The organism is Pedobacter paludisoli, assembly GCF_052344095.1.
In the GTDB taxonomy this organism is placed as follows: domain Bacteria; phylum Bacteroidota; class Bacteroidia; order Sphingobacteriales; family Sphingobacteriaceae; genus Pedobacter.
In genome coordinates this window covers 4349324-4372121 of record NZ_CP179926.1, presented here as the reverse complement: position 1 = coordinate 4372121, position 22798 = coordinate 4349324, and the positions used below count along the sequence as shown (strand labels likewise).

17 protein-coding genes are annotated in these 22798 nt (G+C 37.2%); 6 read left to right on the top strand and 11 right to left on the bottom strand.

Annotation, left to right across the window (positions count from 1 at the left end):
* Positions 1-63: 63 nt before the first annotated feature.
* The 4 genes from ACJVDK_RS18010 to ACJVDK_RS17995 all read left to right on the top strand — a co-directional run bounded on the left by ACJVDK_RS18010 (position 64) and on the right by ACJVDK_RS17995 (position 5036).
* On the top strand, positions 64-909 hold the full coding sequence (locus tag ACJVDK_RS18010; RefSeq protein WP_443938052.1) for a DUF2911 domain-containing protein: 846 nt from the start codon (positions 64-66) through the stop codon (positions 907-909).
* A gap of 1476 nt (positions 910-2385) precedes the next feature.
* Complete coding sequence (eno, locus tag ACJVDK_RS18005; RefSeq protein WP_443938051.1) at positions 2386-3681, top strand: phosphopyruvate hydratase; 1296 nt, start codon at positions 2386-2388, stop codon at positions 3679-3681.
* 507 nt (positions 3682-4188) lie between these two features.
* Positions 4189-4578, top strand: a complete 390-nt coding sequence (locus tag ACJVDK_RS18000; RefSeq protein WP_443938050.1) for a hypothetical protein — start codon at positions 4189-4191, stop codon at positions 4576-4578.
* 2 nt (positions 4579-4580) lie between these two features.
* Positions 4581-5036 carry a hypothetical protein gene (locus ACJVDK_RS17995; RefSeq protein WP_443938049.1) on the top strand — a complete coding sequence of 152 codons (456 nt, stop codon included), beginning with the start codon at positions 4581-4583 and terminating at the stop codon, positions 5034-5036.
* 293 nt (positions 5037-5329) lie between these two features.
* Here ACJVDK_RS17995 and ACJVDK_RS17990 read toward each other — a convergent pair whose 3' ends face one another.
* Positions 5330-7489 carry an alpha-N-acetylglucosaminidase gene (locus tag ACJVDK_RS17990; RefSeq protein WP_443938048.1) on the bottom strand — a complete coding sequence of 720 codons (2160 nt, stop codon included), beginning with the start codon at positions 7487-7489 and terminating at the stop codon, positions 5330-5332.
* A 60-nt stretch (positions 7490-7549) separates the two neighbouring features.
* On the opposite strand from ACJVDK_RS17990, the gene ACJVDK_RS17985 reads away from it, so the two are divergent.
* Complete coding sequence (locus tag ACJVDK_RS17985) at positions 7550-7846, top strand: FtsB family cell division protein (RefSeq protein WP_443938047.1); 297 nt, start codon at positions 7550-7552, stop codon at positions 7844-7846.
* An 850-nt stretch (positions 7847-8696) separates the two neighbouring features.
* Here the strand turns inward: ACJVDK_RS17985 and ACJVDK_RS17980 are convergent.
* Positions 8697-9308, bottom strand: a complete 612-nt coding sequence (locus ACJVDK_RS17980; protein WP_443938046.1) for a trimeric intracellular cation channel family protein — start codon at positions 9306-9308, stop codon at positions 8697-8699.
* A gap of 48 nt (positions 9309-9356) precedes the next feature.
* Positions 9357-11441, bottom strand: coding sequence for a hypothetical protein (locus ACJVDK_RS17975; RefSeq protein WP_443938045.1), 2085 nt, complete (start codon positions 11439-11441; stop codon positions 9357-9359).
* A 455-nt stretch (positions 11442-11896) separates the two neighbouring features.
* Here ACJVDK_RS17975 and ACJVDK_RS17970 point away from each other — a divergent pair, with 455 nt between their 5' ends.
* Positions 11897-12631 carry a L,D-transpeptidase family protein gene (locus tag ACJVDK_RS17970; RefSeq protein WP_443938044.1) on the top strand — a complete coding sequence of 245 codons (735 nt, stop codon included), beginning with the start codon at positions 11897-11899 and terminating at the stop codon, positions 12629-12631.
* Between the two features lie 25 nt (positions 12632-12656).
* Here ACJVDK_RS17970 and ACJVDK_RS17965 read toward each other — a convergent pair whose 3' ends face one another.
* From ACJVDK_RS17965 to ACJVDK_RS17930, 8 genes are all read right to left on the bottom strand, one after another.
* The gene (locus tag ACJVDK_RS17965) at positions 12657-13853 is read right to left on the bottom strand and encodes a glycosyltransferase (protein WP_443938043.1); all 1197 of its coding nucleotides are present in this window, start codon (positions 13851-13853) and stop codon (positions 12657-12659) included.
* A 184-nt stretch (positions 13854-14037) separates the two neighbouring features.
* A complete protein-coding gene (gene fabG, locus ACJVDK_RS17960) occupies positions 14038-14781 on the bottom strand; it encodes a 3-oxoacyl-[acyl-carrier-protein] reductase (RefSeq protein ID WP_443938042.1) in 744 nt (247 codons plus the stop codon).
* Between the two features lie 113 nt (positions 14782-14894).
* Positions 14895-15971, bottom strand: a complete 1077-nt coding sequence (locus tag ACJVDK_RS17955; protein WP_443938041.1) for an agmatine deiminase family protein — start codon at positions 15969-15971, stop codon at positions 14895-14897.
* 164 nt (positions 15972-16135) lie between these two features.
* Positions 16136-17011 carry a carbon-nitrogen hydrolase gene (locus ACJVDK_RS17950; RefSeq protein ID WP_443938040.1) on the bottom strand — a complete coding sequence of 292 codons (876 nt, stop codon included), beginning with the start codon at positions 17009-17011 and terminating at the stop codon, positions 16136-16138.
* Between the two features lie 216 nt (positions 17012-17227).
* Complete coding sequence (locus tag ACJVDK_RS17945; protein WP_443938039.1) at positions 17228-18697, bottom strand: nicotinate phosphoribosyltransferase; 1470 nt, start codon at positions 18695-18697, stop codon at positions 17228-17230.
* Positions 18698-18857: 160 nt separating this feature from the next.
* Entirely contained in the window at positions 18858-19694 is an 837-nt protein-coding gene (gene prs / locus ACJVDK_RS17940; protein ID WP_443938038.1) for a ribose-phosphate diphosphokinase, read from the bottom strand.
* A gap of 77 nt (positions 19695-19771) precedes the next feature.
* Entirely contained in the window at positions 19772-20455 is a 684-nt protein-coding gene (locus ACJVDK_RS17935) for an NUDIX hydrolase (RefSeq protein WP_443938037.1), read from the bottom strand.
* 323 nt (positions 20456-20778) lie between these two features.
* On the bottom strand, positions 20779-22692 hold the full coding sequence (locus ACJVDK_RS17930; RefSeq protein WP_443938036.1) for an SPFH domain-containing protein: 1914 nt from the start codon (positions 22690-22692) through the stop codon (positions 20779-20781).
* Positions 22693-22798 lie beyond the last annotated feature (106 nt).

The window sequence follows — 22798 nt, the reverse complement described above, 5'->3', positions numbered from 1 at the left end:
ACGAATAAGACACTTTTCTTTGAACTATTGTGTAATTTAGCACCAAACTAAAGCAATAAAATGATGAAAACATGTAAAAAATCGCTCCTGTTTGTACTGATGTTAATCGCTACGGCGAGCATGGGTTGGGCACAAGGCTTAAAGCTACCACAACCAAGTACGGCACAAACCATTACGCAAGATTTTGCTCTTGGTAAAATAACCATCAACTATTCGAGACCGAATGTAAAAGGTCGTAAAATTTTTGGAAGCCTGGAGCCTTTTGATAAAGTATGGCGCACCGGCGCAAACAATGCAACCAAAATTAAATTTACCGACGATGTTAAAATTGAAGGAAAAGATTTGCCTGCTGGTGAATATGCGTTATTCAGCATTCCAGGTAAAAGTGAATGGACCATCATTTTTAATAAAACCGCTAATCAATGGGGCGCTTATAGCTACAAAGAGAGCGACGATGTTTTACGTGTAAAAGTGAAACCAATTGCGTTAAAAAATTTGGTTGAAACCATGAGCCTTCAATTTACAGAGGTTTTAGAAACAGCTGCTGTGCTAACCATGCAATGGGAAAAAACGGCTTTTGCAATTCACATTACAACCTCTATTGATGATAAAGTAATGGCTAATATTGATGACGCCATGAAAGGCGATAAAAAACCTTATTTTGCTGCTGCCCAATATTATTATACCCATGATAAGGATTTAAAAACCGCTTTGGGTTGGATGAACGAAGCTGAAAAGCAAGATCCGAAAGCACCTTGGTTTAAATTATGGAAAGGCCGTATTCAATTAAAAATGGGCGATAAAGCAGGTGCTGCAGCCACTGCAAAACAAGGTATTGAGTTGGCTACTACTGCCAAAAATGAAGAATATGTTCGTTTGAACACGGAGTTGTTAAATCAATCGAAATAATATTTACTATTTTAATTTTACAGGAGGATGCTTTGAAAAAGGCATCCTCTTTTTTTATAGCATTTTTTTAATGTAACTCCACTCGAATACAACAGCTTATTTTTGAATTTGTTGAGCCTTTAAACCTGAACTCGATTATTAGTTACAATAAAATTTTAGAATGTCTATGAAATTGCCTTTCGAGAATGTACTAAAAAATCATCCCCCTGCCCCCATACGCTGAACCAGAACTCTCGATTGATGCACACACATGTTTCAATGATGAGGAACAGCTATTTATGGAAGAACAAATAATCAGACTTGAAGGAAAAACCCAGAAGCAGAAGAATCCTTATAAGGATAAAGATCTGAAAAGATATGTATGGGGATTAGCTAGAATGGGAGGTTGGCAAGGATATGAAAGCAAAAGAACGCCAGGGATAACTACGATCTGGATTGGATTAAAATACTTTAGGGCTGCAAAAGAAGGGTGGGACACACACAGAGATCTGTCCACACGATAGCTTCAAAGGGGGAAATAGCCAGCGTCCAAACTGAAAACGTACACATCTTAGGCGTTTTGTTGGTGTCCCCCTTTGAAGGGAGCAGGGGGATGACAACAACTCAAATGCATATTAATTATTAAAAATACAATTTCCGAACGCCTACTATTTAGGAAAAAATCTTCTCGAAATAAGGGTATTATCCACCTACATTATATTTAAAATCAACATATTAACCAATAGTAAGACAGGTGAAAAATTGTCGAACTCAGCCTTTAAAGTGTATACATCTCTGCATACTGTGACAATACTCTGTTTGCTCTGTGGTAAAAGGATAGTATTTCTTGTATTCGGGTTTGCCTGCGCTTTTCTCTTGCTAGCCTCCGGTAGGGCAAGGTACTTTTGAGAGCCAAAAGTATCCAAAAGCCTTTGTCAATCCGGCTAGGCAGCTTTACCCGCTAGCCCATTACACAAAACAAAAACAATATCGCTGGTTTTGTGGTGATTGGTTTTTTAACCAAAATTAATTATACCACAAAACTGAATAGAACAATGCTCGGTTGTGTACATTCGAATGTTTTTGCAACTGTTTTTGTTTTTACCCGCTGCTGGGGGAGCGACGGGCGATGTATCCGAAGAAAAAAGAACCTGCGTAAGCTAAACCGGATTGACGTGAAAAGCCCGTAGCCCGATTTTTCATCGGGAAAGGACTTGTAACAAAAAGCCGGACTACAGTACCCCAAGTACTTCTGCTTCTGCTTTTCTAAAAAATAGCACCCATTCATTCATTGCGTAGTATCATTATTTTAAGCAGGTTTTAAAAGTAGCGTTAGAGGAAAGTTAACACTTTATTAAAGTTGCGGCATCCCTACCAACATTAAGCTCTAAAACCCTTTTTTTATTTAAAAAATATCCTAACTTTGAATTTAGACTTAGTAATTGTATTTTATACACTAAGTACATAAGTAATCAACAAAAAATCAAATAAATAGAAATGAGCATAATTATTAATGTCCATGCCAGACAAATCCTCGATTCGAGAGGGAATCCAACAGTAGAAGTAGAAGTAGTTACAGAAGCAGGCGCATTTGGCCGTGCAGCTGTACCAAGTGGTGCATCAACTGGGCAATATGAAGCAGTAGAATTACGTGATGGCGATAAAGCTACTTATTTAGGTAAAGGCGTTTTGAAAGCTGTTGAAAACGTAAATACTAAAATTGCTTCGGCATTAAGAGGTGTGGATGTTTTTGAACAAAATACCATCGATAAAATTATGTTAGACCTAGATGCTACTGAAAACAAAGGCAATTTAGGTGCAAATGCTATTTTAGGGGTTTCTTTAGCGGTTGCAAAAGCTGCTGCTGATGAAATTGGCCAACCTTTATACCGTTATATTGGCGGTGTGAATGCAAACACTTTACCAATCCCAATGATGAACATCATTAACGGTGGTTCACACTCGGATGCTCCTATTGCTTTCCAAGAGTTTATGATTATGCCTGTTGGCGCTCCTTCTTTTTCGGAGGCTTTGCGTTGGGGTACAGAGGTTTTCCATAGCTTAAAGAAAATTTTACACGATAGAGGTTTATCAACTGCGGTAGGTGATGAAGGTGGTTTCGCCCCTACTTTTGACGGTACCGAAGATGCTATCGAAACGGTATTAAAAGCAATTGAAACGGCTGGTTACAAACCGGGTTCGCAAATTTGCTTGGCTTTAGATTGTGCTTCGTCTGAGTTTTACAAAGATGGCAAATACGATTATACGAAATTTGAAGGCGATAAAGGTGCAGTTCGTTCTAGCGAAGAGCAAGCACAATACTTAGCCGATCTTTCGGCTAAATATCCGATCATTTCGATTGAGGATGGTATGGATGAGAATGATTGGGCTGGTTGGAAAACCTTAACAGATAAAGTTGGCGACCGTGTACAATTAGTGGGTGATGATTTATTTGTAACCAATGTAACGCGTTTACAACGTGGTATTGACGAGGCTACTGCTAACTCTATTTTAGTGAAAGTAAATCAAATTGGTTCGTTAACAGAAACTATTAATGCGGTTACCTTGGCTCAAAACAGTGGTTATACTTCGGTAATGAGTCACCGTTCGGGCGAAACAGAAGATGTTACGATTGCTGATTTAGCGGTTGCATTAAACTGTGGTCAAATTAAAACCGGTTCGGCTTCGCGTTCGGACAGGATTGCAAAATACAATCAATTATTACGTATTGAGGAAGAGTTAGGTGCAAACGCGCGTTTCATCGGTAAAGATTTCAAATACGCAAAGAAATAGTTCTGTAGAGAGGCTCTGCCTTAAACAGACAGGAACAAGTTGAAAAAACTTGTTTGCAAAACATCCGGAGCTTTAAAAACTTCGGATGTTTTTTTTAAATGTCTATAGTGAGAATGCTGAATTGCTTTGGTAATTGGGCGAATGTGATTATCTACGCTATAAAGTACTATCCTGCTATTTTGTAAGTGAATTTCAACACATTTTTTAAACTTGTAATACGGGTAAAAATACTTTTTAAACGGAGGCCAAATTTCCTTCTTTCTTATCTTCAGCCAAACAAATTAGTGTATTCTTTTTCCAATTTCCTATAAGCAAATATTATATAGCTTGTTCAGTTATTATATATAGTAAATTGTAAAATACACATAATTAACGAAAAAAAATAATAACGTAATAAATTAACAACCAACTATTTACATTTAATAGCTCAAAAAAACAGCAACCTCCAAGGAACTTAAAAAAGTTCGTATATTGGGGAGTTGTGCGTCATTTTAAAAAGATTCTGCAATGACAGAAAAGATTTACAAAATATTACTTGACGACAAATTGCTTGGGACGACAAAATTAGAATTTGGCGACCCACCAATGGGAGTTGTATTTGGACAAATAAACTTCGCTAAAAAAAATATTGGGTATGACTTTATTAAGCAATATTGCATTGATAATTTAATTGAAATTCAAACAGATTATCCAAACGACAAATTAATTTCAACAGGGCAAATTGCAAATCTCAAAGTTTATAATATTGCAAATCTTGAACTTGTTGGAATAGGAAATAATATTGAAGGAATGGACTCTGATAATTACACAATAACTATCCTTGGTTTGGACAGCGAAGTTTACGAAAAAGAATTTCCTGAACACATTGCTGAATATGAACAAAAATTCAACAATTAGAAATGAATAGAAATAATCAAAAAGAACCACTTTATAGAAAGGTAAATACAAAAGCAAGAAACGTACACCATCTTTTTGGCGGAGACTTTAAATATTCAAGGCACAAGAAAAAAGAGACTTTGGAACAAACTAAAGGAACAATGTATGGCAAGAAAGAAAGGGGTTTAGATTATACACCACTTTTTAGATTTTTACTATCAAAAGTTGGTTCAAATTGGAATGAAATATTTAGCGAAGCAAAATCAAGATTAGACAAGACGGAGCCAGTATTTTGGTTGGTTGCATTAGACGAGAATGACAAGGAAGACTTTGTAAGACTTGGAGAAGCAACATATTTTTCAGGACTTTACGTTGACAAAGACGGGATTTTGCAATTATCAAATCCTAAATTAGAAGCAACAGACTTGAAACATTATTGTGAATGTTGTACACATACATTTAATGGACAAGTATATTGAAATGGAAAAAAAAACGAACGCACAACATTGTATTGGCAATAGTGGGGTTGACAGTCGCAACTCAACATTTGTAATTCTATTGGGCATTTGTGCAAATGTTGGGCTGACGTTTTTCAAATACCCCACCATCGCCAATACATAAACCGTTGTGTGCAACCAATCAATGACACTGCTTAAACTAATACTTTTAACATAAACCATATTGTGCACTTCCCTGTTTTTCAGACCATTCAAAATTATAATTTTGTCCTCAAATTTCCTCCCCCATACTCCATCACACAAAATCACAAAACCTACTCTAGAATCTCCGCAATTAATCGGTCTAATTCTGTAGCAGACAATATTTTAGGCGGATATAAATCCTTCTTTTCTGTCCAATCCTTTTCCATTTTATAATAATCAGGTTTGGCTATATTTTCACCTTTTATTTTGGCTAACCAATAGCTTTCAAACACGTTCCAACGCGATAAATATAAGCTTCCTAAAATGCCGTTCCATTCTTTGTTTGCATACTCGTGAAGATTGGTGTTCGGATTAGTATCAGGTCCCCAATACGTAATTTGAGTCTTTGCATTTTTTAAAGTCAGGCTTTTATCCGATGCCGTTTTGGCAAAATTCTGTGCCGCAACTAACCAGTTATTTAAAGTAAAAAGTTTATGGTTTGCCAATAAAGAATCTTGCTGCAGCAGCATTTTTTTAAACAACTTGCTGTATTTTAAAAATTCGCTTTCATTCTTTGCTTGAATCGACTTAACCATATTGGCATACACCTCATCGGCACTATTTGCCAAAACCTGGCGAACAAAATCTAATCGATCTACCTGATAGGTTTCACTATTTTTAAACTGTGGTGCCGCAACACAAAAATCGGCCACAAAAGATTTGAACTTAAGGATATCGTAATTTCTTTTTCTCGTTCCCCAAGATGAAACAGCCTTTATAAGCGTATCCGGACGGGCGCAAAAGATCGATTCTGATGGCCCCTCTTGCGGTACATTCGGACTGCTATAAGCCGTTTGCAAGAAGCCAAGCCAAGCCTGCTCAACCGATTGATTTGTTTTACCGTATCGATACGTAGCATAGTTCTTAATCCAATCGCTAACCGCTATTTTATCGCTATGCCAAGCTAATTCCAACATCAAATCGAAATTTACCGGATTATTGTAAATACCCTCCGGAATAATCCCCACCCCCTTTAAATAAGGCGCATATTTGCTGTTCTTTGCTCGGTAAACTTCATCCGAAAATCTTTGCAACTTACCGTAAATACCATTTTTTTCGCCAAAATTGCTCACATTGCTCCAAACAAAAGGCGTTGCATTATACCCATCCCGTCTTTCCCAATTATTGGTATTTTCACCAAAAAGCTCAATTACCAGTGTTTTATTTTTATCTAAAGCACTAAGCAAGTCCTTACTTGGATTTGCCTGCCAGCCTTGTAAAACCCAGGTGCTTTTCGGGAAACTGCTTTGCATTAATTTTTGAATGATAGCAGCCGATTCCTTCACATCAACACCTTTAGAACTTCCACCTTCATGAAAGGGATCGCCACCAAAAAACTTCCAATCATTTCCATATAGTTTTTTCGTTTCTGCATAATAAATTTGCGCCAATTTCTCAAAAAAAGGATCGGTAGGCGTTAAAAAATCGGGGCGTTGAAAACCACCTGCCCATGCTCCTTGTGGTATTACCTTTACCTGAAATTTATTTTTTAAACTGGTTGGCACCATGCCATAAAAGCCTTGCAGAACCGGTTCAATGCCTAAAGATTTCGCCCTTATCAGGATATTCCTCTGCAAAGCAACTTGCTGGTTAATAATATCTTGACTAACCCGACCACCCCATCCTTCTAAATTCCCCATTAACCACCACGCACCAAAGGTAGGCGCAGCAATAAAATCGGAAATTTCAGTTGCACTATACCCCATTTGTTTTAACGTATTTTGCCAAATAGCCTCAACCCCAATGGGCGCCAGCATTAAATTTACGCCGTTTAAAGCCATCCAATCTAACTCCCGCTCCCAATCTTTCCACCGGTAATAGCTCATAGAATAACTAACCGTGCAATAATTTAAGGCATAACGGTATTCAAATGCTGCAGAAATTCTTATTTTATCTTTAATTTGAGGCAACTGCTTTGGAGCCTCCAGGTTATCGCCAAAATGCGACATACTCCGCTGACAATAATATTTTAAGTACCAACCCAGTGCTTGAGCAGCAGCATTACTACCCGATGCCGCAATGTACACCTTGTTATTTTTTGTAGATAATTCAAATATATCCATACCATTTTCTGGCTCAATTACATTAAAAACCAATGATTTTGCGAGCCAAGGCACCCTCCGTTCGGCAATTTGCTTCACCGAATTAAAAACCTGCGCATGTACAGAAATACTTAGCAAGGCAAATGACAAAAATAAACACAATTTATAGGCTAGAAGCGTAATTCTCATACAGGTACTGTTGATTATTAATTTGATGCAAATTATTTAAAATTATCTATATTTGAATTCATGAAACGTTTAATAGACCTTTTCCGCAATAAATACTTCTTAGCCACGGTGGCTTTTGCGCTTTGGATGTTATTTTTCGACAAAAACGACGTCGTTTCGCAATACGAATACCGCAGTCAGGCACACAAATTGCAAGAGGAAAAAGACTATTACGAAAAAGAAATCGCCCAGGTTAAAAAAGATTTAAACGAGCTAAACACCAACTTAAATACGGCCGAAAAGTTTGCGCGTGAAAAATACTTCATGAAAAAAGATAACGAGGATATTTATGTAATAATCCACGAGGATAAAAAATAAGCTAGTTTTTTTGTAAATCAATTGCAGTACAATATCGCTAACTGCAGTCCTGCTATACGCTTTATTTCGCCCGAAAAGGGCTTCATGCTCACTCCTATCAGGTTTATACTGGCAAAATTGGGTAACTCCTAGCAAAGGTTCTGATGAAACAAGTCATCCCTCCGAAGCAAGATACGAGCGAATTGAATGCACCTCCGTACTTCCAAACTTTCCGACCTCTAGCTTCCCGACTACATAATTATCACCATACCCCAGACTCTTGACTCCCCGAATTTCGGACTTATGAACCTGAACTCGATTATTAGTTACAATAAAATTTTCGAATGTCTATGAAATTGCCTTTCGAGAATGTACTAAAAAATCATCCCCCTGCCCCCTTCAAAAGGGGAAATAGCCAGCGTCCAAACAAAAAACGTACACATCCTAGGCGTTTTGTCGGTGTCCCCCTTTGAAGGGGGCAAGGGGATGACAACAACTCAAATGCATATTAATTATTAAAAATACAATTTCCGAACGCCTACTATTTAGAAAAAAATCTTCTCAAAATAAGGGTATTATCCAACTACATTATATTTAAAATCAACATATTAAATAAGAATAAGACAGGTGAAAAATTGTCGAACTCAGGTTATGAAGTACCTTTTCGACCAAACGATTTCATTTTAAATACCTCAGAAGTACCTTTTTGACCAAACGATTTCATTTTAAATACTTCAGAAGTACCTTTTTGTAGCTCTGAACAGCAATTTGGTCTTAGGAAGAGCAATTTAGTCTCACTAAGTACCTTTTTGCTCCTACAGACTTTCGCCCCCTAACTTCCGACTTTCGGACTTTCCTGACTTCCCTTACATCAATACGTAAACTTGGGAAGTGTTATTTTAAACCGTACAACAATAATCCTGAACACGAAAATAAAAGCAATCACGATTAATTTTGCTACCACAACATCTAAATTGAGGGCTAAAAGTCCGAAATACAACGCACCGCCTACGATGCAAGCCGAAGCATAAATTTCTGTTCTAAATACTAGTGGAATTGTGTTTAAAAGCGTATCACGAATAATTCCTCCGAAACAGCCAGTAATGGTCCCCAAGGCCACACACATCCCCGGACTCAACCCAAAATTCATACCTTTTTGTATACCCAGAACAGTAAACAAGCCAAGCCCTAAACTATCAAAAAGGAATAAAGTTACTTTAAACTTTTTCACGTGCGTTTTAAAAAAGATGGTTGCCAACGAGGTAAAAAGTATTAACAAACAACTCTCTACATTTCGCATCCAAGCCACCGGTGTATCGCCTAAAAGCAAATCGCGAACGGTTCCTCCTCCAATGGATGTAACAAAGGCAATAATTAAAACACCAAAGGGATCCAATCGCTTTTGCATAGCAGCAAAGGTCCCTGAAATAGCAAAGGAAATTGTTCCCAAAATTTCTATTACTTCTGATGTACTAATGGTCATAACGCGCTAAAGATAAATTAACAAGTCAGAAAAAATCAAGAATCTACACTAAACTTCCCCATTTCGTTTTCGTAAAAACCACTCCGTGCTAAGCAAAATAATGAGTAAGGCAAAAATCCATTTCATATTAATCAAGGTATCATATTTTCGGTCCTCGTAACGAATGGTTTTGATACTCTCATTTTGTATCATCTCATCGGCTATACGCAGTAAATTACTTGGCATAAACATTTTGCCCTTGCTTTGCTGGCTCATGGTATTTAATAATTGATGATTGGCGGTGGTTTGCTGAAATTCAGCCACCAAAGCCGTTACATAAAAACTACCCTGTGCTGTAAAGGTATCTTTCCCCAAAACGGTATTTGCAATATAGGTATAATTCCCAACGGGAAGTGTGCCCGCATCTAGACTATAGCCATTTTCTGTTTTGGAAAACACGTAATTAAACACCTTTCCTGCGTCGTTTTTAAGCGCTAATTTTACTTCTGAATCGTTTACGGCTTGGTAACTTTCATTGTATAACATGGCATTCAACTGCACCCTTTCGTTTTCATCGTAAGCCGATGCAGAGGCAAATACTTTAAACCTCCGTTTGTCGTCTTTTACTGCAAGATATTGAACCGTTTTAGCGATTAAACTGTTCACAAAACCCGTTTGATTTTCATTTTCCGCTTCCGATAATTTCCAACGCCATAAGCCTTCTCCCAATAAATACCCCGTTTTATTTCCATTTTCGGTGGTAAAAAACAAGAGTGGCATCTCGGTATTTACTTTTCCAATCCGTTGATTAAAGATGGAAGTTACATTGGTGTTTACTGTTAATTTACCAAATGGCATAAGCAATGGATCGAGCAAAGGAATACTTTTCACTTCATCCTCTTGGAGATTAAAACTGGTAAAACCGGCAGCTAAATTCGGATATACCTCCTGCATACTGCCCGTAGCCGATGCTAAATTTACTTGATTTTGAATCTGATTAAAGGCATTAATATTGCTTTGAGCGCCCAAAATATACCACACCGGTTTCTTCATCTCCAGTACCTTTTGAAGCAAATTTTTTGATACATTTTGATAATCAGGCAACTGATAAAGAATAACTAAATCGTATTTAGCGGGATTAACCGTATTGAGTTCATCGCCCAACACCAAGCTTGCTTCGTAATGTTTATTGAGCGAAATAGCTTCTTTTAGAACCCCTAAATCGGGATGAGGAGCTGCCGCTGCTAGTAGTACTTTTTCGCGGCCATCAATAACCTCCACATAAAACGTTTGAGAATTATTTTTAGTGGTAATTTCATTCTTTAGTTCCGATAACTGGACCGTAAATTTCTGAACACCCACTTTTCCCGCATGTAGCTTAATAGGTATATTTTTGACGAAATTATTTCCTTCAATGCGGCTATTTAGTTCAGCCACTTTTGCTCCATTTTGCGCTACGCGAATGGCAAAATTCTCAGCAGCACTCTGAAAGGCTTGCGCCTGTAGTTCAATGGTAAAATCGTCGTCTAAATAAACAATATTGTTGTAATTAATATTCGAAATAAGCAAATCACGTTTGGGTAGGGTGTCGCCCAACGCAATCGTATAAACAGTTGATTTTAAATCATTTAATTTATACAACGGATTACCACCCCGATTAAAAATCCCGTCACTAGCGATAACAATACCTCCAACATTTCTGTTCACATACTCATCTTTTATCTTTTGAATAAAAGCCGCAGCATTGGTTAATTTAGCGGAGTTGGTAAAATTGAAACCCTCTCCTATTTTTTCACCAAAATGATAGGTCCGAACTTCGTACTTCTCCTCCAATTTAGCTTGCAAGGCTTTAAGATTCTTCTCATACTCTTCCTGGTTAAAATTTGCGGGTTTTATTTGCTCTACCGATAGTGAATTATCCTGCCCAATGATGATGATGGGCTTATCAACCGTATAATTTAATGTCTTTACTAAAGGAGCAACCAGCAACCAACTAAGCAGCGTCACCACTAAAACCCGTAAAAGAATTAAGCTATAACGCAGTTTCTTTTCTAAATTTTTATTAGTCCCATACAATAGCCAGGCATATAAAACACCTAAAACCACACATGCTAAAAACGATAAAATGGAAGTACCAGAAAAGAAACTGTTCATACATTATAAAGATGCTAATTTTGTGTGTTTTTTCAAGAGAATGTGGTTTATTTTTGAAATCGCTATGGAAGACACGGAACGGTCTTTTTATTGTGATGTTTTGCAGCTTCGTGGGCAAAACAAAAAATAATAGCCACTGAAACACCAAATACACAGAAATTCCATTTTTATTCTGTGTATTCTGAGATTCCGTGGCAAAAAATAATAGCCACTGAAACACCAAATACACAGAAATTCCATTTTTATTCTGTGTATTCTGAGATTCCGTGGCAAAAAAAACAATAGCCCCTGAAACACCAAATACACAGAAATTCCATTTTTATTCTGTGTACTCTGAGATTCCGTGGCAAAAAAAACAATAGCCCCTGAAACACCAAATACACAAAAACTCTCTTTTATTCTGTATATTCTGAGATCCCAATTAAATTACTAGTTTTAGCCAAAGCAATACACTTATGAAATTTATCTATTTATTTTCTTTACTTGCATTTTCTTCTATGGCGAAAGCTCAAAACACCTTTAAAAAAGAGCAACTTAAGTTTGAACGCGTGCGAACTGCCTATTCAGAAAAGTGGGATGAACTACAAAAATCGTTAACGAAACAAAACTTCATTGCTCCTTTTTCGCTTCTTATAAATGCCTACAAAGCTGAAGGAAAATTAGAAATTTGGTTAAAAAACAACACCGACAAAAAATATTCACTGTTTAGAACCTACGATTTCTGCGAGCACTCCGGAACGTTAGGGCCAAAAATAAAAGAAGGCGATTTACAAACCCCAGAAGGATTCTATTCCATCAATGTTTTTAATCCCATGAGTTCATTTTATCTATCCTTGGGGATTGATTATCCAAATGCGGTCGATTTAGTTAGAACGGGAAAAAACCAAAGCCCAGGTAGTGACATTTACATCCATGGAGATTGTGTAACCGTTGGCTGTATTCCCCTAACCGATGAAAAGATTAAAGAGATGTATGTATTGGCAGTGGAAGCACGAAATGGAGGGCAAGAAAAAATCCCCGTGCAGATTTTTCCCTTCAAAATGACATCCGCAAACATGAAAAAATACGCTGATGACTATCCTTCTTTAACAAACTTTTGGAAAACATTGGAACCGGGTTATGCTTATTTCGAAAAACATAAAATTCCAGCGGTTATTCTAAAATCGAACGGAGCATACTCGCGCAAGTAGCACCCGTATTTTTCAAGAAAGACAATTATAAATGGTGCTCAATAATCTGTTCTATTTGTTTCGTTCTTTTTTCCCAGGTGTTTTCCTTAGCTAAAGCCTTACGCTGCTCTATTTTATCGTCCGTATCATTTGCCAGCGCTTTGCTCAAGGCCTCTGAAAATGAGTGTACATCATCAGCGTATTCAACTAGTTCGCCTGTAATTTTTTTAAGATCAGGATTAAAATTACTCGAAACAACCGGCTTTCCTGCACTTAAATATTCGAACAATTTAATCGGAAAAATGGTGGAACTAACTTCATCTTTCTTAAAAGGAATGATCGCCACATCAAAACTTGCAATTAATGCGCCCACTTCGGTGTAAGGCACGGCTCCTAAAAAGTGAATATTCTTTTCGGTCTTTAATGCGTTCGGCACAAACTCATCGCTTATCGGCCCTGCCAAAATAAAATTCATTTCCGGATGAAGGCTACTCAGCTCATGCAACAAATGATAATCTATGCGACGCTCAACCGTTCCCAAATACCCAACAATGGGCTTATGAAAAGGGGCTATTTTTTTGGAAATAAAGGAGGAAACAACTGAATTTGCGATAGACAACCTTGCATCAGCCGCATTTGGCACAAAATAGGTTTGCTTATTTTGAAGCATTTTTTCCTCATACAGTGCTTCACTGGTACAAATTACGACATCGCTTTTTTCTACCAATTCCCGCTCCGATTGTATTCCATGTTTTTTATCGTATGGAATAATCATGGGGTCTACACAATGATAAATCATTAAGCGGGGTTTAATGTATTTTGCCAGATTAGGAAAATGAAAGTTAAAAGAGTTGAAGTAGATAAACTCTTTAATTTTTTCCCTTTTGATGATTTTATTAATTCTATTGCTCAGCAACCACTCATTTACACGGAGCATCGATCGATAAAGAAAACCGTTTGGCAAAAAATTAATGGGTAAAACAGGAGGCGTTACCACCACGCTAAAATTAGGTAACTCCGTATCCAATACGCCATCTGAAAAAAATGAAAATTTTTCTCGGCGTTTCCCTAAAATAGCTGTCCCACGATATTTTAAGTAATCTTTGATTGTAAATGGATGATCAATAAAGAATACTTTGTTTTTTTTGGCTAAATTTCGAGCTATAAATAAGGATGTAGCTTGAATTTCACCATCAAAACGTGTATTAGCTAGTACGAATATTACCTTATTTTCAAGAGCCATAGTATCTAATAAAGGTTCGGCTTAATTTAATCTGAAGATGATCATTATACGGTGTTAAATTACGCAAATAGCCGAAATTATCACAACAAAAAAGACTAATTTATTACACATTTATCAAAAAAATGAAATAAAAAAAGCGTAAGACTAAAAAATCTTACGCTCTATATTTTAATGTTTTAAAAACCTATAACATACCGCCGCAAACCGATAAGGTTTGGCCAGTTACATAAGCACTCATATCCGATGCTAAAAACACGCATACATTTGCAATATCCTCTGTTTCGCCAGCACGTTTTAGTGGAATATCTTTTTCCCAACCAGCAACAACTGCAGGGTCTAATACCTCTGTCATTTCTGTTTTAATAAAACCTGGAGCTACTACATTGGCACGAATGTTTCGCGAACCCAATTCTTTTGCCACCGATTTCGTAAAACCAATAATCCCAGCTTTAGATGCAGCATAATTCGCTTGACCGGCATTTCCTTGAACACCCACCACCGAACTCATGTTAATAAAAACACCTTTACGTGCTTTCATCATTACTTTTGAAGCCGCTTTGGTAACGTTAAAGATCGATTTTAAATTCACATTGATTACATCATCCCAATTCTCTTCACTCATGCGCATTAACAACCCATCTTTTGTAATTCCAGCATTGTTCACTACAATATCAATTGAACCAAAGTCAGCTACAATATCATTAATCAATTGTTCTGCTTCATCAAATTTCGAAGCATCTGAACGATAGCCTTTTACTTTTGTGCCAAAACTTTGCAATTCTTGTTCTAAAGCTTGACCTTTTTCTACTGATGATAAATAAGTGAATGCAACATTAGCCCCTTGCTCAGCAAATTTTTCAGCTATTTTACGTCCAATTCCTTTTGATGCTCCCGTAACTAATGCGGTTTTTCCTTCTAATAATTTCATATTTTCTAAATCTCCTTTTAGAGACTTTTTATATTTTGGTTAATTTATTCTGTGTAAAGTTACTACTAATTGACGAATTGCAAATCAATTCATCAGTTGAAAACCTTAAGGTTTTAAAGCGCAGGTTCTTGTTGACTTAAGCAGTGGAAACTTCCCAAGCCCCAAATAATATCAACAGAATTAATCCCGATTACTTTCCTATCAGGGAAACATCCTTGAATAATATCCAACGCTTTTTGGTCGTTCGCATCGTTAAAAATGGGTACAATGACCGCCGCATTTGCAATGTAAAAATTAGCATACGATGCCGGTAAACGTGTATCCTCGTAAATTACGGCTGATGGCATTGGCAATTCTACAATTTTTAATGAACGACCATCTTTCAGCTTCATTTGTTTTAAAGCCTCCAAATTTTCCTGTAAAAGGGCATAGTTCTCGTCTTCAGGATTACTTTCCACGACCGTTAACACCGTATCCTCATTCACAAAACGGGTAATATCGTCAATGTGCCCATCGGTATCATCGCCAACAATACCGTCTCCTAACCACAACACCTGCTCTTGTCCATAATATTCAAGCAAGTATTGTTCAATCTGCTCTTTACTTAAATGTGGATTACGGTTTTCGTTTAACAAACAAGCTGTAGTTGTTAAAATAGTACCAGCCCCATTAAACTCAACCGAGCCCCCTTCCATTACAATATCAGGTAGAAATAAAGGTAAACTAAAGTGCTTGGCAATTTTTGTAGGAACAACATCGTCTAAATCAAAGGGAGGATATTTTCCACCCCATGCATTGTAGCCCCAATCAACAATAGCTTTCTCGTTATCTTTTACAAGATACGCAGGTCCATGATCTCGGCACCAAGCATCGTTCGTTTGATTAAAATAGAATTCAACCTGATTTAAATCCGCATCTACTTTTTCCAGTTCCGAAAGTACGAAAGCTTTCATTTCTTCGTCTTTCACGTTGATACGAACCTTCTCTCCTACTGCAACGGCTTTAATAAATTGACAGTATGGTTCGTAGATTGTTTCAATTTTCCCTGGCCAGCTTTCTTCTTTGTGCGGCCAACTTAACCAGGTTGCTTCATGCTTTGCCCATTCAGCAGGGAATGAATATCCTTGCTTCTTTGGCGAATAATCGAATTGATTAATATCTAATTCTTTTCTTGGAGGAAAATTTGACATTTTTTATTTTTTTAGTAAATATAGTCCGGAAGTCGGGCATCCGAAAGTCCGAAGACAAATATATAGTCCGAAAGTCGGAGGTCCGCAAAGTCGGGGCTAAATGTATTTAGGCGGCCTTCACTTCCGCCTTTCCAGCTCCTTCAACTTTTCTAATGAGAAATCAATTAATCTCCATCAATATATCTTTTCGTAATGGGTTGATAGCTATCAATTCTCCTATCGCGCAGAAAGGGCCAGTGCTTGCGGAAAAAGTCTGATTCTTGCATATCTAATTCTACCACTTCAGTTTCTTCCTCATCATGCGAGGCTAAATAAAGCAATCTACCCTGAGCATTGGTAGCAAAACTTCCACCCCAGAATTTCATAGCACCATCTTGCTCAAAACCAACGCGGTTCACACTCACAACCGGAACACCGTTGGCCACTGCATGTGAACGCTGAATCGTTTGCCAAGCATTGTACTGATCTTTATTCGTTTCCTCATCTTGATCGGTTGCCCAACCAATAGCGGTTGGATAGAACATAATTTCAGCTCCCATTAAAGCGGTAATTCTCGACGCTTCTGGGTACCATTGATCCCAACAAATTAAAATACCAATTTTAGCAAACTTGGTATCAAAAACTTTATAACCTAAATCGCCAGGTGTAAAATAAAATTTTTCATAATAAGCCGGATCATCTGGGATATGCATTTTTCGGTATTTACCTAAATAACTACCATCAGCATCTAGCACTGCTGTAGTATTGTGGTATAAACCCTCGGCACGTTTCTCAAATAAAGATGCAATAATTACTACACCCAATTCCTTTGCTACTACTTGCAGAGCATCGGTTGAAGGACCGGGAATAGCTTCCGCTAAATCAAAATTATCGTAATCTTCTACGTCGCAAAAGTAAAGCGAAGTAAAAAGCTCTTGTAAACAAACAATTTGCGCTCCTTTAGCAGCTGCATCGCGTACTTTAACAATGGCTTTATCTAAATTCTCTTGCTTATCTTTGGTACAGGTCATTTGCACCATACCTACTTTTACTTTCCTCATTTTATTAAATTACAGGTTGAATGAATAGCTAAATTCTGCTGCAAAGTTACTATTTTGTTTAAAAGAAGAGAGGCATAATTGTATAATACTTTTTATTTGAAACGCAGCAATAGCAAGTAATTTCAACCTTCGTTTATCAATCCACTATAGCCAAGATTACTAAAGCTGAAAGACAAAAGAAAACTAAAAAAACTTCGGTTTTGATTGCAATATCATCTAAACCAGACTAGAAATTGATCTTTTTAAGCGTGCTCTAATTTTAGCTAAGCTTTGATCCACGAGCAGTTTTCCATCTCTAAAAACCTCTTTAAGTTCGCCTTTCTTTTCCTCTTCCCAGCTTACTTGATCGACTAATTTGTAGGTACCGTTCTCCAATATAATTTTCATCAAACCTTTTGCTGATTTCTTTGTTCCATCATCTGTGATTGGATCTTTAAAAATTTCTCTACCTACACCATTAACTTCTCCGTAGGTAGCCTTCATGGCAAAACCAAATGTATCTCTCGTATTGTATTGATAGGTGTAGGAGCCAATGCCTAAAACTACATTGGTTGAGGCAAATCCTTTTTCTTTTAGTCGTTCACAAATGGCAGTTGCTCTTGAAACGGTTATACTATCGCCATAAATAGCGCCGATATGAGGATCTAGTTCCTTAAAGCCTTTTTCATTCACGTGCCCACCAAAAGTTTCCCAAAGCAATTCAACAACTCCCTTTTGCTCTTTGCTATTTTTTCCTGCCGGATTACCACAAATTATATCAACCGGATCACCACTATCAGGTCTAATAACCACTTTGCCCTCTCTGCCTAAAACTTCTTGCTTTAATTTTGGCAAATATTCTGTAAGCACTTTCCACAAATCCCAGGTATCAGAAACGATGGAAACAATCCCTTTTGGATACACTTCGCAAATCAACCTTCTAAAGGTTCCTATTTCATCTTCAATAGTGCCCATGCACATAACACTGTGCTCTGTGGCCGAAACAGAACCACCAATAAGCTCTAAATCAGAATTTGCGTTATAATAGCGTTCTAATAAATCAATTGCGGGAATTGTGTCCGTACCCGTAAAACTTAAAAGATGCGCACTTGCTGAACAAACACCGGCTTCAATTCCTGCAATTCCTCGCATCGAAAAATCATGTCCTTGCCAATCTACAAATTCGGGGGTTGATGAGGTTTGAGATGCATATTTATCCAATACTTTGCGGTATTGCTTCGCAATTGTTGCGGATGTACAAGGCATCCACACAATAGCCGAAACCAAGGTTTCAAAATAATTGGTAAGCCAGAAGAACTCAGGAAGGGTATTGTACATTGTAAACATAGGAACCCTTACTGGAACACTTGCTCCTTCGGGCAATGCTTTAAATACCATAGGTATATAACCCAAATCATGCAAATTTTCAATATGCTTTGTACCAACCTGGTTCTCCCCTAAGTAATTATTAATCCTTCTGCTATATTCGGCAACTACCTTTTCTTTTGGCTGATTAAAAAAATACGTTTGAAAATCTTCTAAAATATATTTCTTGATAAAATATTGCAATCCAAAAAAGACTACGTCTTCTATTCCATCAATTCTACTTTTGCGCGGGGTCCAATTGGAGTAAACCAAGGTGGTTCCATTTGGATATTGTCTCCTATGATCAACTTTATAACCGTCTGTTAATAATAAAGGGTTCATACATTTTTTCTTTTAACTGTTAATATTGGATTATTTAAATCACCAAATACTTGCTTTAAACATTTGATTTATAACAGGGAGGATTTTTCTTCAACGCGTCAAACGTTATTTTATTTTCTTTCAAACAATTGCCCAAATTCTAGCATCATACTTCTATCCATTACGATAAAATTCCATCTGCTAGATTTATTTGAGTCAAGTAATCGCTTTGCATATTTTTAAATGAATTTGTGGTAAAGATTCGCTCAAAACATTTTAAATTTTCAAATCCTTTACTAAAAATACCATGGCTTACGGCTAAATAAAGTTTACCTGCATTTTTGTTTTTTAACTCTTCGGCTAAGCCGATAAAAGTTCCACCACCGTCGCAAATATCATCTACAATTAAACAGTCTTTTCCTTGCAAATCATCGGCATAAACTTTAAAACCAGTTAATTTCCCTGTTTTCACATCCCTACTTTTGCTGCATTCAATAACTTCTACGCCGCCTAAGTATTCTGATACTTTATATATTTTCTTTAAAGCACCTCCATCTGGCGAAATAAGCAAAACATCATTCCCGATTTCTTTACATACCTTTTCGATAAATTTATGATTGGTTACAACTTCGCAATTATTTAAAACCGCGGCCGTAACTTCAGAATGCGCATCAAAAATCAAAACCTTTTCAAATTGAAATTCATTTATGATGGTTGCATAAACTTTCACCGATAAAGGTTCTCCTTTTATCATAACCCTATCTTGTCTGGCAGCAGGAAAATAAGGAATTACGAGTGTTCCTAGCTTTGCATCCATCCTTTTTAATGCATCTACAGCAAGACACAACAAACCTAGATCGTTGAAAGAGTTTAAACGATGTGTCACCGTTATAGGTTGTGAGATATTAAAAGCAGGATTTATTTTAATATGAGGCTCTCCACCTGAAAATATAAAACTTTCGAATTGTATTTCTTCGCCATCTAATGGCTTAAAATTTTTATCTAAATTTAAAATCATAACTTTTGCGTAATTTTTACACAAAACTACATTAATACTTCAATTATACAATTTTTTTTGCGTAAAAAATACGCAAATTATACTTCAAACAGAAAACCACCCTCCTTTAACTCGTTATATTTCAAACCATTAAACGAAAATAATTTAGCAGGCCGCCCATTTTTTTTATTTCCAAATTTTTCCAACTCATCAACTATACCAAAACTTAAAATCTTTTTACGAAAATTCCTTCGATCAATTTCTCTTTCTAAAATGGTACAATACAGATTTTCTAACTCAGAAAATAAAAACTCTTTTGGAAGTAAATCAAACCCGATTGGCTGATACGTAAGTTTACTTTGAAGTCTTTTTAAGGCAGTTTTTATAATTGCATCATGATCAAATGCTAAGGCAGGTAATTCATTTATTGAAAACCATTGTGCTTCTTCTGCATCACTATCAGCTTTTAGTATCAGTTTCGTGGAATTTACCAATGCAAAATAAGCTACAGAAATTACCCTGAAACGAGGATCACGATTGATGTCATCTCCAAATGTGTAAAGCTGCTCTAGATAATTAACCTGTACGCCCGTTTCTTCCTTTAATTCTCTATTAACGGCGGCATATAAAGACTCATTATCTTGAACAAAGCCACCAACTAAAGCCCATTGATTTTTCAAATCACCGTACTTTTGTTTTATGAGTAATATGCTCAATTCACCATCGGCATAACCAAAAACAATTGCGTCTACAGCAATTTTTATATCCTGCTTTAATTCCATTATATATGCGTATTATTTACGCAAAAATAACGATTCTTGTTAAGGATTTAGCATAATTATGATTCACATTGTTGTAGAGAAAATAATTCTCTACACTCCTTATCATACGTACGACTTTTTAGATAAGCCATAAAAGTCTTGCTTCAACGTGTACTTACTTTTACCAGAAGACCTTTAAGGTTGTAGGAACATACGCTGCATCGGCGCTTGTTTTACGCGATGTAAACGGCTATAACATTGAACAAAAAATCCTAAGATTCAAATTATAAAAAAATGGCCTCGATTTTCATAGAGGCCATTTTTATTTACAAGGAATTTGATAGTTACTCAGGTTTTTGGATTGTACTTCCTCCTTGAGCTTCATGCGTAGCGCTAACCCCTTTCTCAGGATCCATTAATTCCATTAATTTCAGCCCTAACAAGCCGTCCATAGCAGTTCCGCCGTTGTTCCCGTTCCCACCAATTAAGACATCAGGAATTAGCTTCACATTACCTTTCGATAACTCTTCGGTAATTTTATAGCGTGTAAAGTTCTCTCCTCCCAAAGCTTGAACGGCCAATTCATAGGCCTCAGCGGTTGATTTACCAATAGCCAAAATTTTTCCAGCTTCTGCCGAACCGGTTAAGGCAATTTGTTCTGCTTCGGCCGATGCACGTAACTTAATGGCTTCAGAATCTGCTTGGGCACGTGCTTTGGTTGCTTCGGCTTCTGCTCCTACTGCTAATTTTACGCCTGCTGCATCGCCTTCTGATTTTTTTACCGTTGCACTCGCTGTACGCTCTGCAATTTCGACACTTTGTTGTGCTTTTACAATGTCTTTCTGCATATCAGCAATGGCGGTTTCTTTTTCCATTCCCTGACGTGTTTCTTGCGCTTGCTTTTGGGTTTCGTACGTTACTTTTTGCTCTTCTGCTATTTTACGATCGGTTAAAGTCTTCATTAACGATTCCGGAGGTACAATATCGCCAATTAACGTATCTACGGCATTTACGTTGTACTCATCAAGTACTTTGCGAATATGTTCTTTAGCCGATTCTTGACGTTCTTTACGTGTGCTTAAAAACGCAATTACATCACTTCCTTGTGCCGAATTACGAAAATAGTTACCAATGGTTGGTTCCAATACTTGCGACACCAAATTTACCATGTTTCCAAAGCGTGCAATTACTTTTGGTGCTTCGGTAGTTGGCACGTGAATAATTTGTGAAACATCTAAATTAAACGGGAAACCATCTTTTGAACGCACCGTAATGGTACTTAAATTCTTATCCAAATTATGTGCTTCACTACGCGCTGAGGCCCAATTTAACACCAAGTTGGTAGTAGGAACGAGCTCTACACGCATCGTGTATTTGTTTATTGGATATTTTCCTGGGCCGAGCGGTTCTAACCAAACACCTTTCGATCCACGGGCTACAATGTTACCGTGTTTAAAGTCGGCACCCGTTAAGTCGTTTCCATCTTGACCAATAAATGAAATTACAACGCCTACATAACCAATTGGGATTTCTGTCATCGGAATTTCTTCTAACTGAATGGCCCAAGGATTTAAATTGTAGGATCCTGCTAGTACCACTTGTGGCTGCAAACCCCGATTTCCTCCGGCACATACAAATGCGTCGAAATCTTGAAAATTGTTGTGTCCTTCTACTACTTTACCGGCAATTTGGTTGGCTTCGATGGGTGCTCCATCTAAGGTAGTCACCACCCCTAACATACTTTCGTTGATACGAATCATATCGGTAACGGATACTTGAAACAACATGGTATTGATACGATACGAACCAGAGGTAATAAACCCCGTTTGTCTACCACGTTGACCACCATTTTCGAGGAATTTTATTGCATCCTGAAAATTGTCTGATTCTACGCGTCGCCCCAATATATTTCCGGTTGGAATTTCCATACCGTCTTTAGCCATGATAAGTCCGATTTTCCCTTCGGGGATAATGGTGAACTGTTCCATAGTTACATTATATTGCCAAAACCACATACCGAAATACAAACCGGGTGCAAGCGTTTTTGCTTGAAAACCGGCTTCTCCTTTAAGGGCAATAATGCGTCCGTCAGGTAATTCTTTGTCTGCGCCAAATAACACGAACTTTTTCGTTATCAAGCCAATTCGGTCTTCCGGAACGATGACCATTCCGAATAAAAACCGCAAAATGTATTTGTATAAAACGATACACAATACTGCTACTAAAATGAACCAATAATTTGAGATGAGCGTCTCCATAACTTTAATTTGTTTGTTTTAACACCTAATGAACCATTCATCAAGCTGCCAATCGATAACAAATTATGTGCGCAATGCCAACTTTTTTGCTCTTTTCGAAAAGAAT

Coding starts and splice junctions, on each gene's coding strand:
- fabG (WP_443938042.1), bottom strand. CDS start 14,781: ATGAAATTATTAGAAGGAAAAACCGCATTAGTTACGGGAGCATCAAAA.
- eno (WP_443938051.1), top strand. CDS start 2,386: ATGAGCATAATTATTAATGTCCATGCCAGACAAATCCTCGATTCGAGA.
- prs (WP_443938038.1), bottom strand. CDS start 19,694: ATGATTTTAAATTTAGATAAAAATTTTAAGCCATTAGATGGCGAAGAA.
- ACJVDK_RS18010 (WP_443938052.1), top strand. CDS start 64: ATGAAAACATGTAAAAAATCGCTCCTGTTTGTACTGATGTTAATCGCT.
- ACJVDK_RS17950 (WP_443938040.1), bottom strand. CDS start 17,011: ATGAGGAAAGTAAAAGTAGGTATGGTGCAAATGACCTGTACCAAAGAT.
- ACJVDK_RS17995 (WP_443938049.1), top strand. CDS start 4,581: ATGAATAGAAATAATCAAAAAGAACCACTTTATAGAAAGGTAAATACA.
- ACJVDK_RS17965 (WP_443938043.1), bottom strand. CDS start 13,853: ATGGCTCTTGAAAATAAGGTAATATTCGTACTAGCTAATACACGTTTT.
- ACJVDK_RS17985 (WP_443938047.1), top strand. CDS start 7,550: ATGAAACGTTTAATAGACCTTTTCCGCAATAAATACTTCTTAGCCACG.
- ACJVDK_RS17980 (WP_443938046.1), bottom strand. CDS start 9,308: ATGACCATTAGTACATCAGAAGTAATAGAAATTTTGGGAACAATTTCC.
- ACJVDK_RS17990 (WP_443938048.1), bottom strand. CDS start 7,489: ATGAGAATTACGCTTCTAGCCTATAAATTGTGTTTATTTTTGTCATTT.
- ACJVDK_RS17955 (WP_443938041.1), bottom strand. CDS start 15,971: ATGTCAAATTTTCCTCCAAGAAAAGAATTAGATATTAATCAATTCGAT.
- ACJVDK_RS17930 (WP_443938036.1), bottom strand. CDS start 22,692: ATGGAGACGCTCATCTCAAATTATTGGTTCATTTTAGTAGCAGTATTG.
- ACJVDK_RS17975 (WP_443938045.1), bottom strand. CDS start 11,441: ATGAACAGTTTCTTTTCTGGTACTTCCATTTTATCGTTTTTAGCATGT.
- ACJVDK_RS17970 (WP_443938044.1), top strand. CDS start 11,897: ATGAAATTTATCTATTTATTTTCTTTACTTGCATTTTCTTCTATGGCG.
- ACJVDK_RS17945 (WP_443938039.1), bottom strand. CDS start 18,697: ATGAACCCTTTATTATTAACAGACGGTTATAAAGTTGATCATAGGAGA.
- ACJVDK_RS18000 (WP_443938050.1), top strand. CDS start 4,189: ATGACAGAAAAGATTTACAAAATATTACTTGACGACAAATTGCTTGGG.
- ACJVDK_RS17935 (WP_443938037.1), bottom strand. CDS start 20,455: ATGGAATTAAAGCAGGATATAAAAATTGCTGTAGACGCAATTGTTTTT.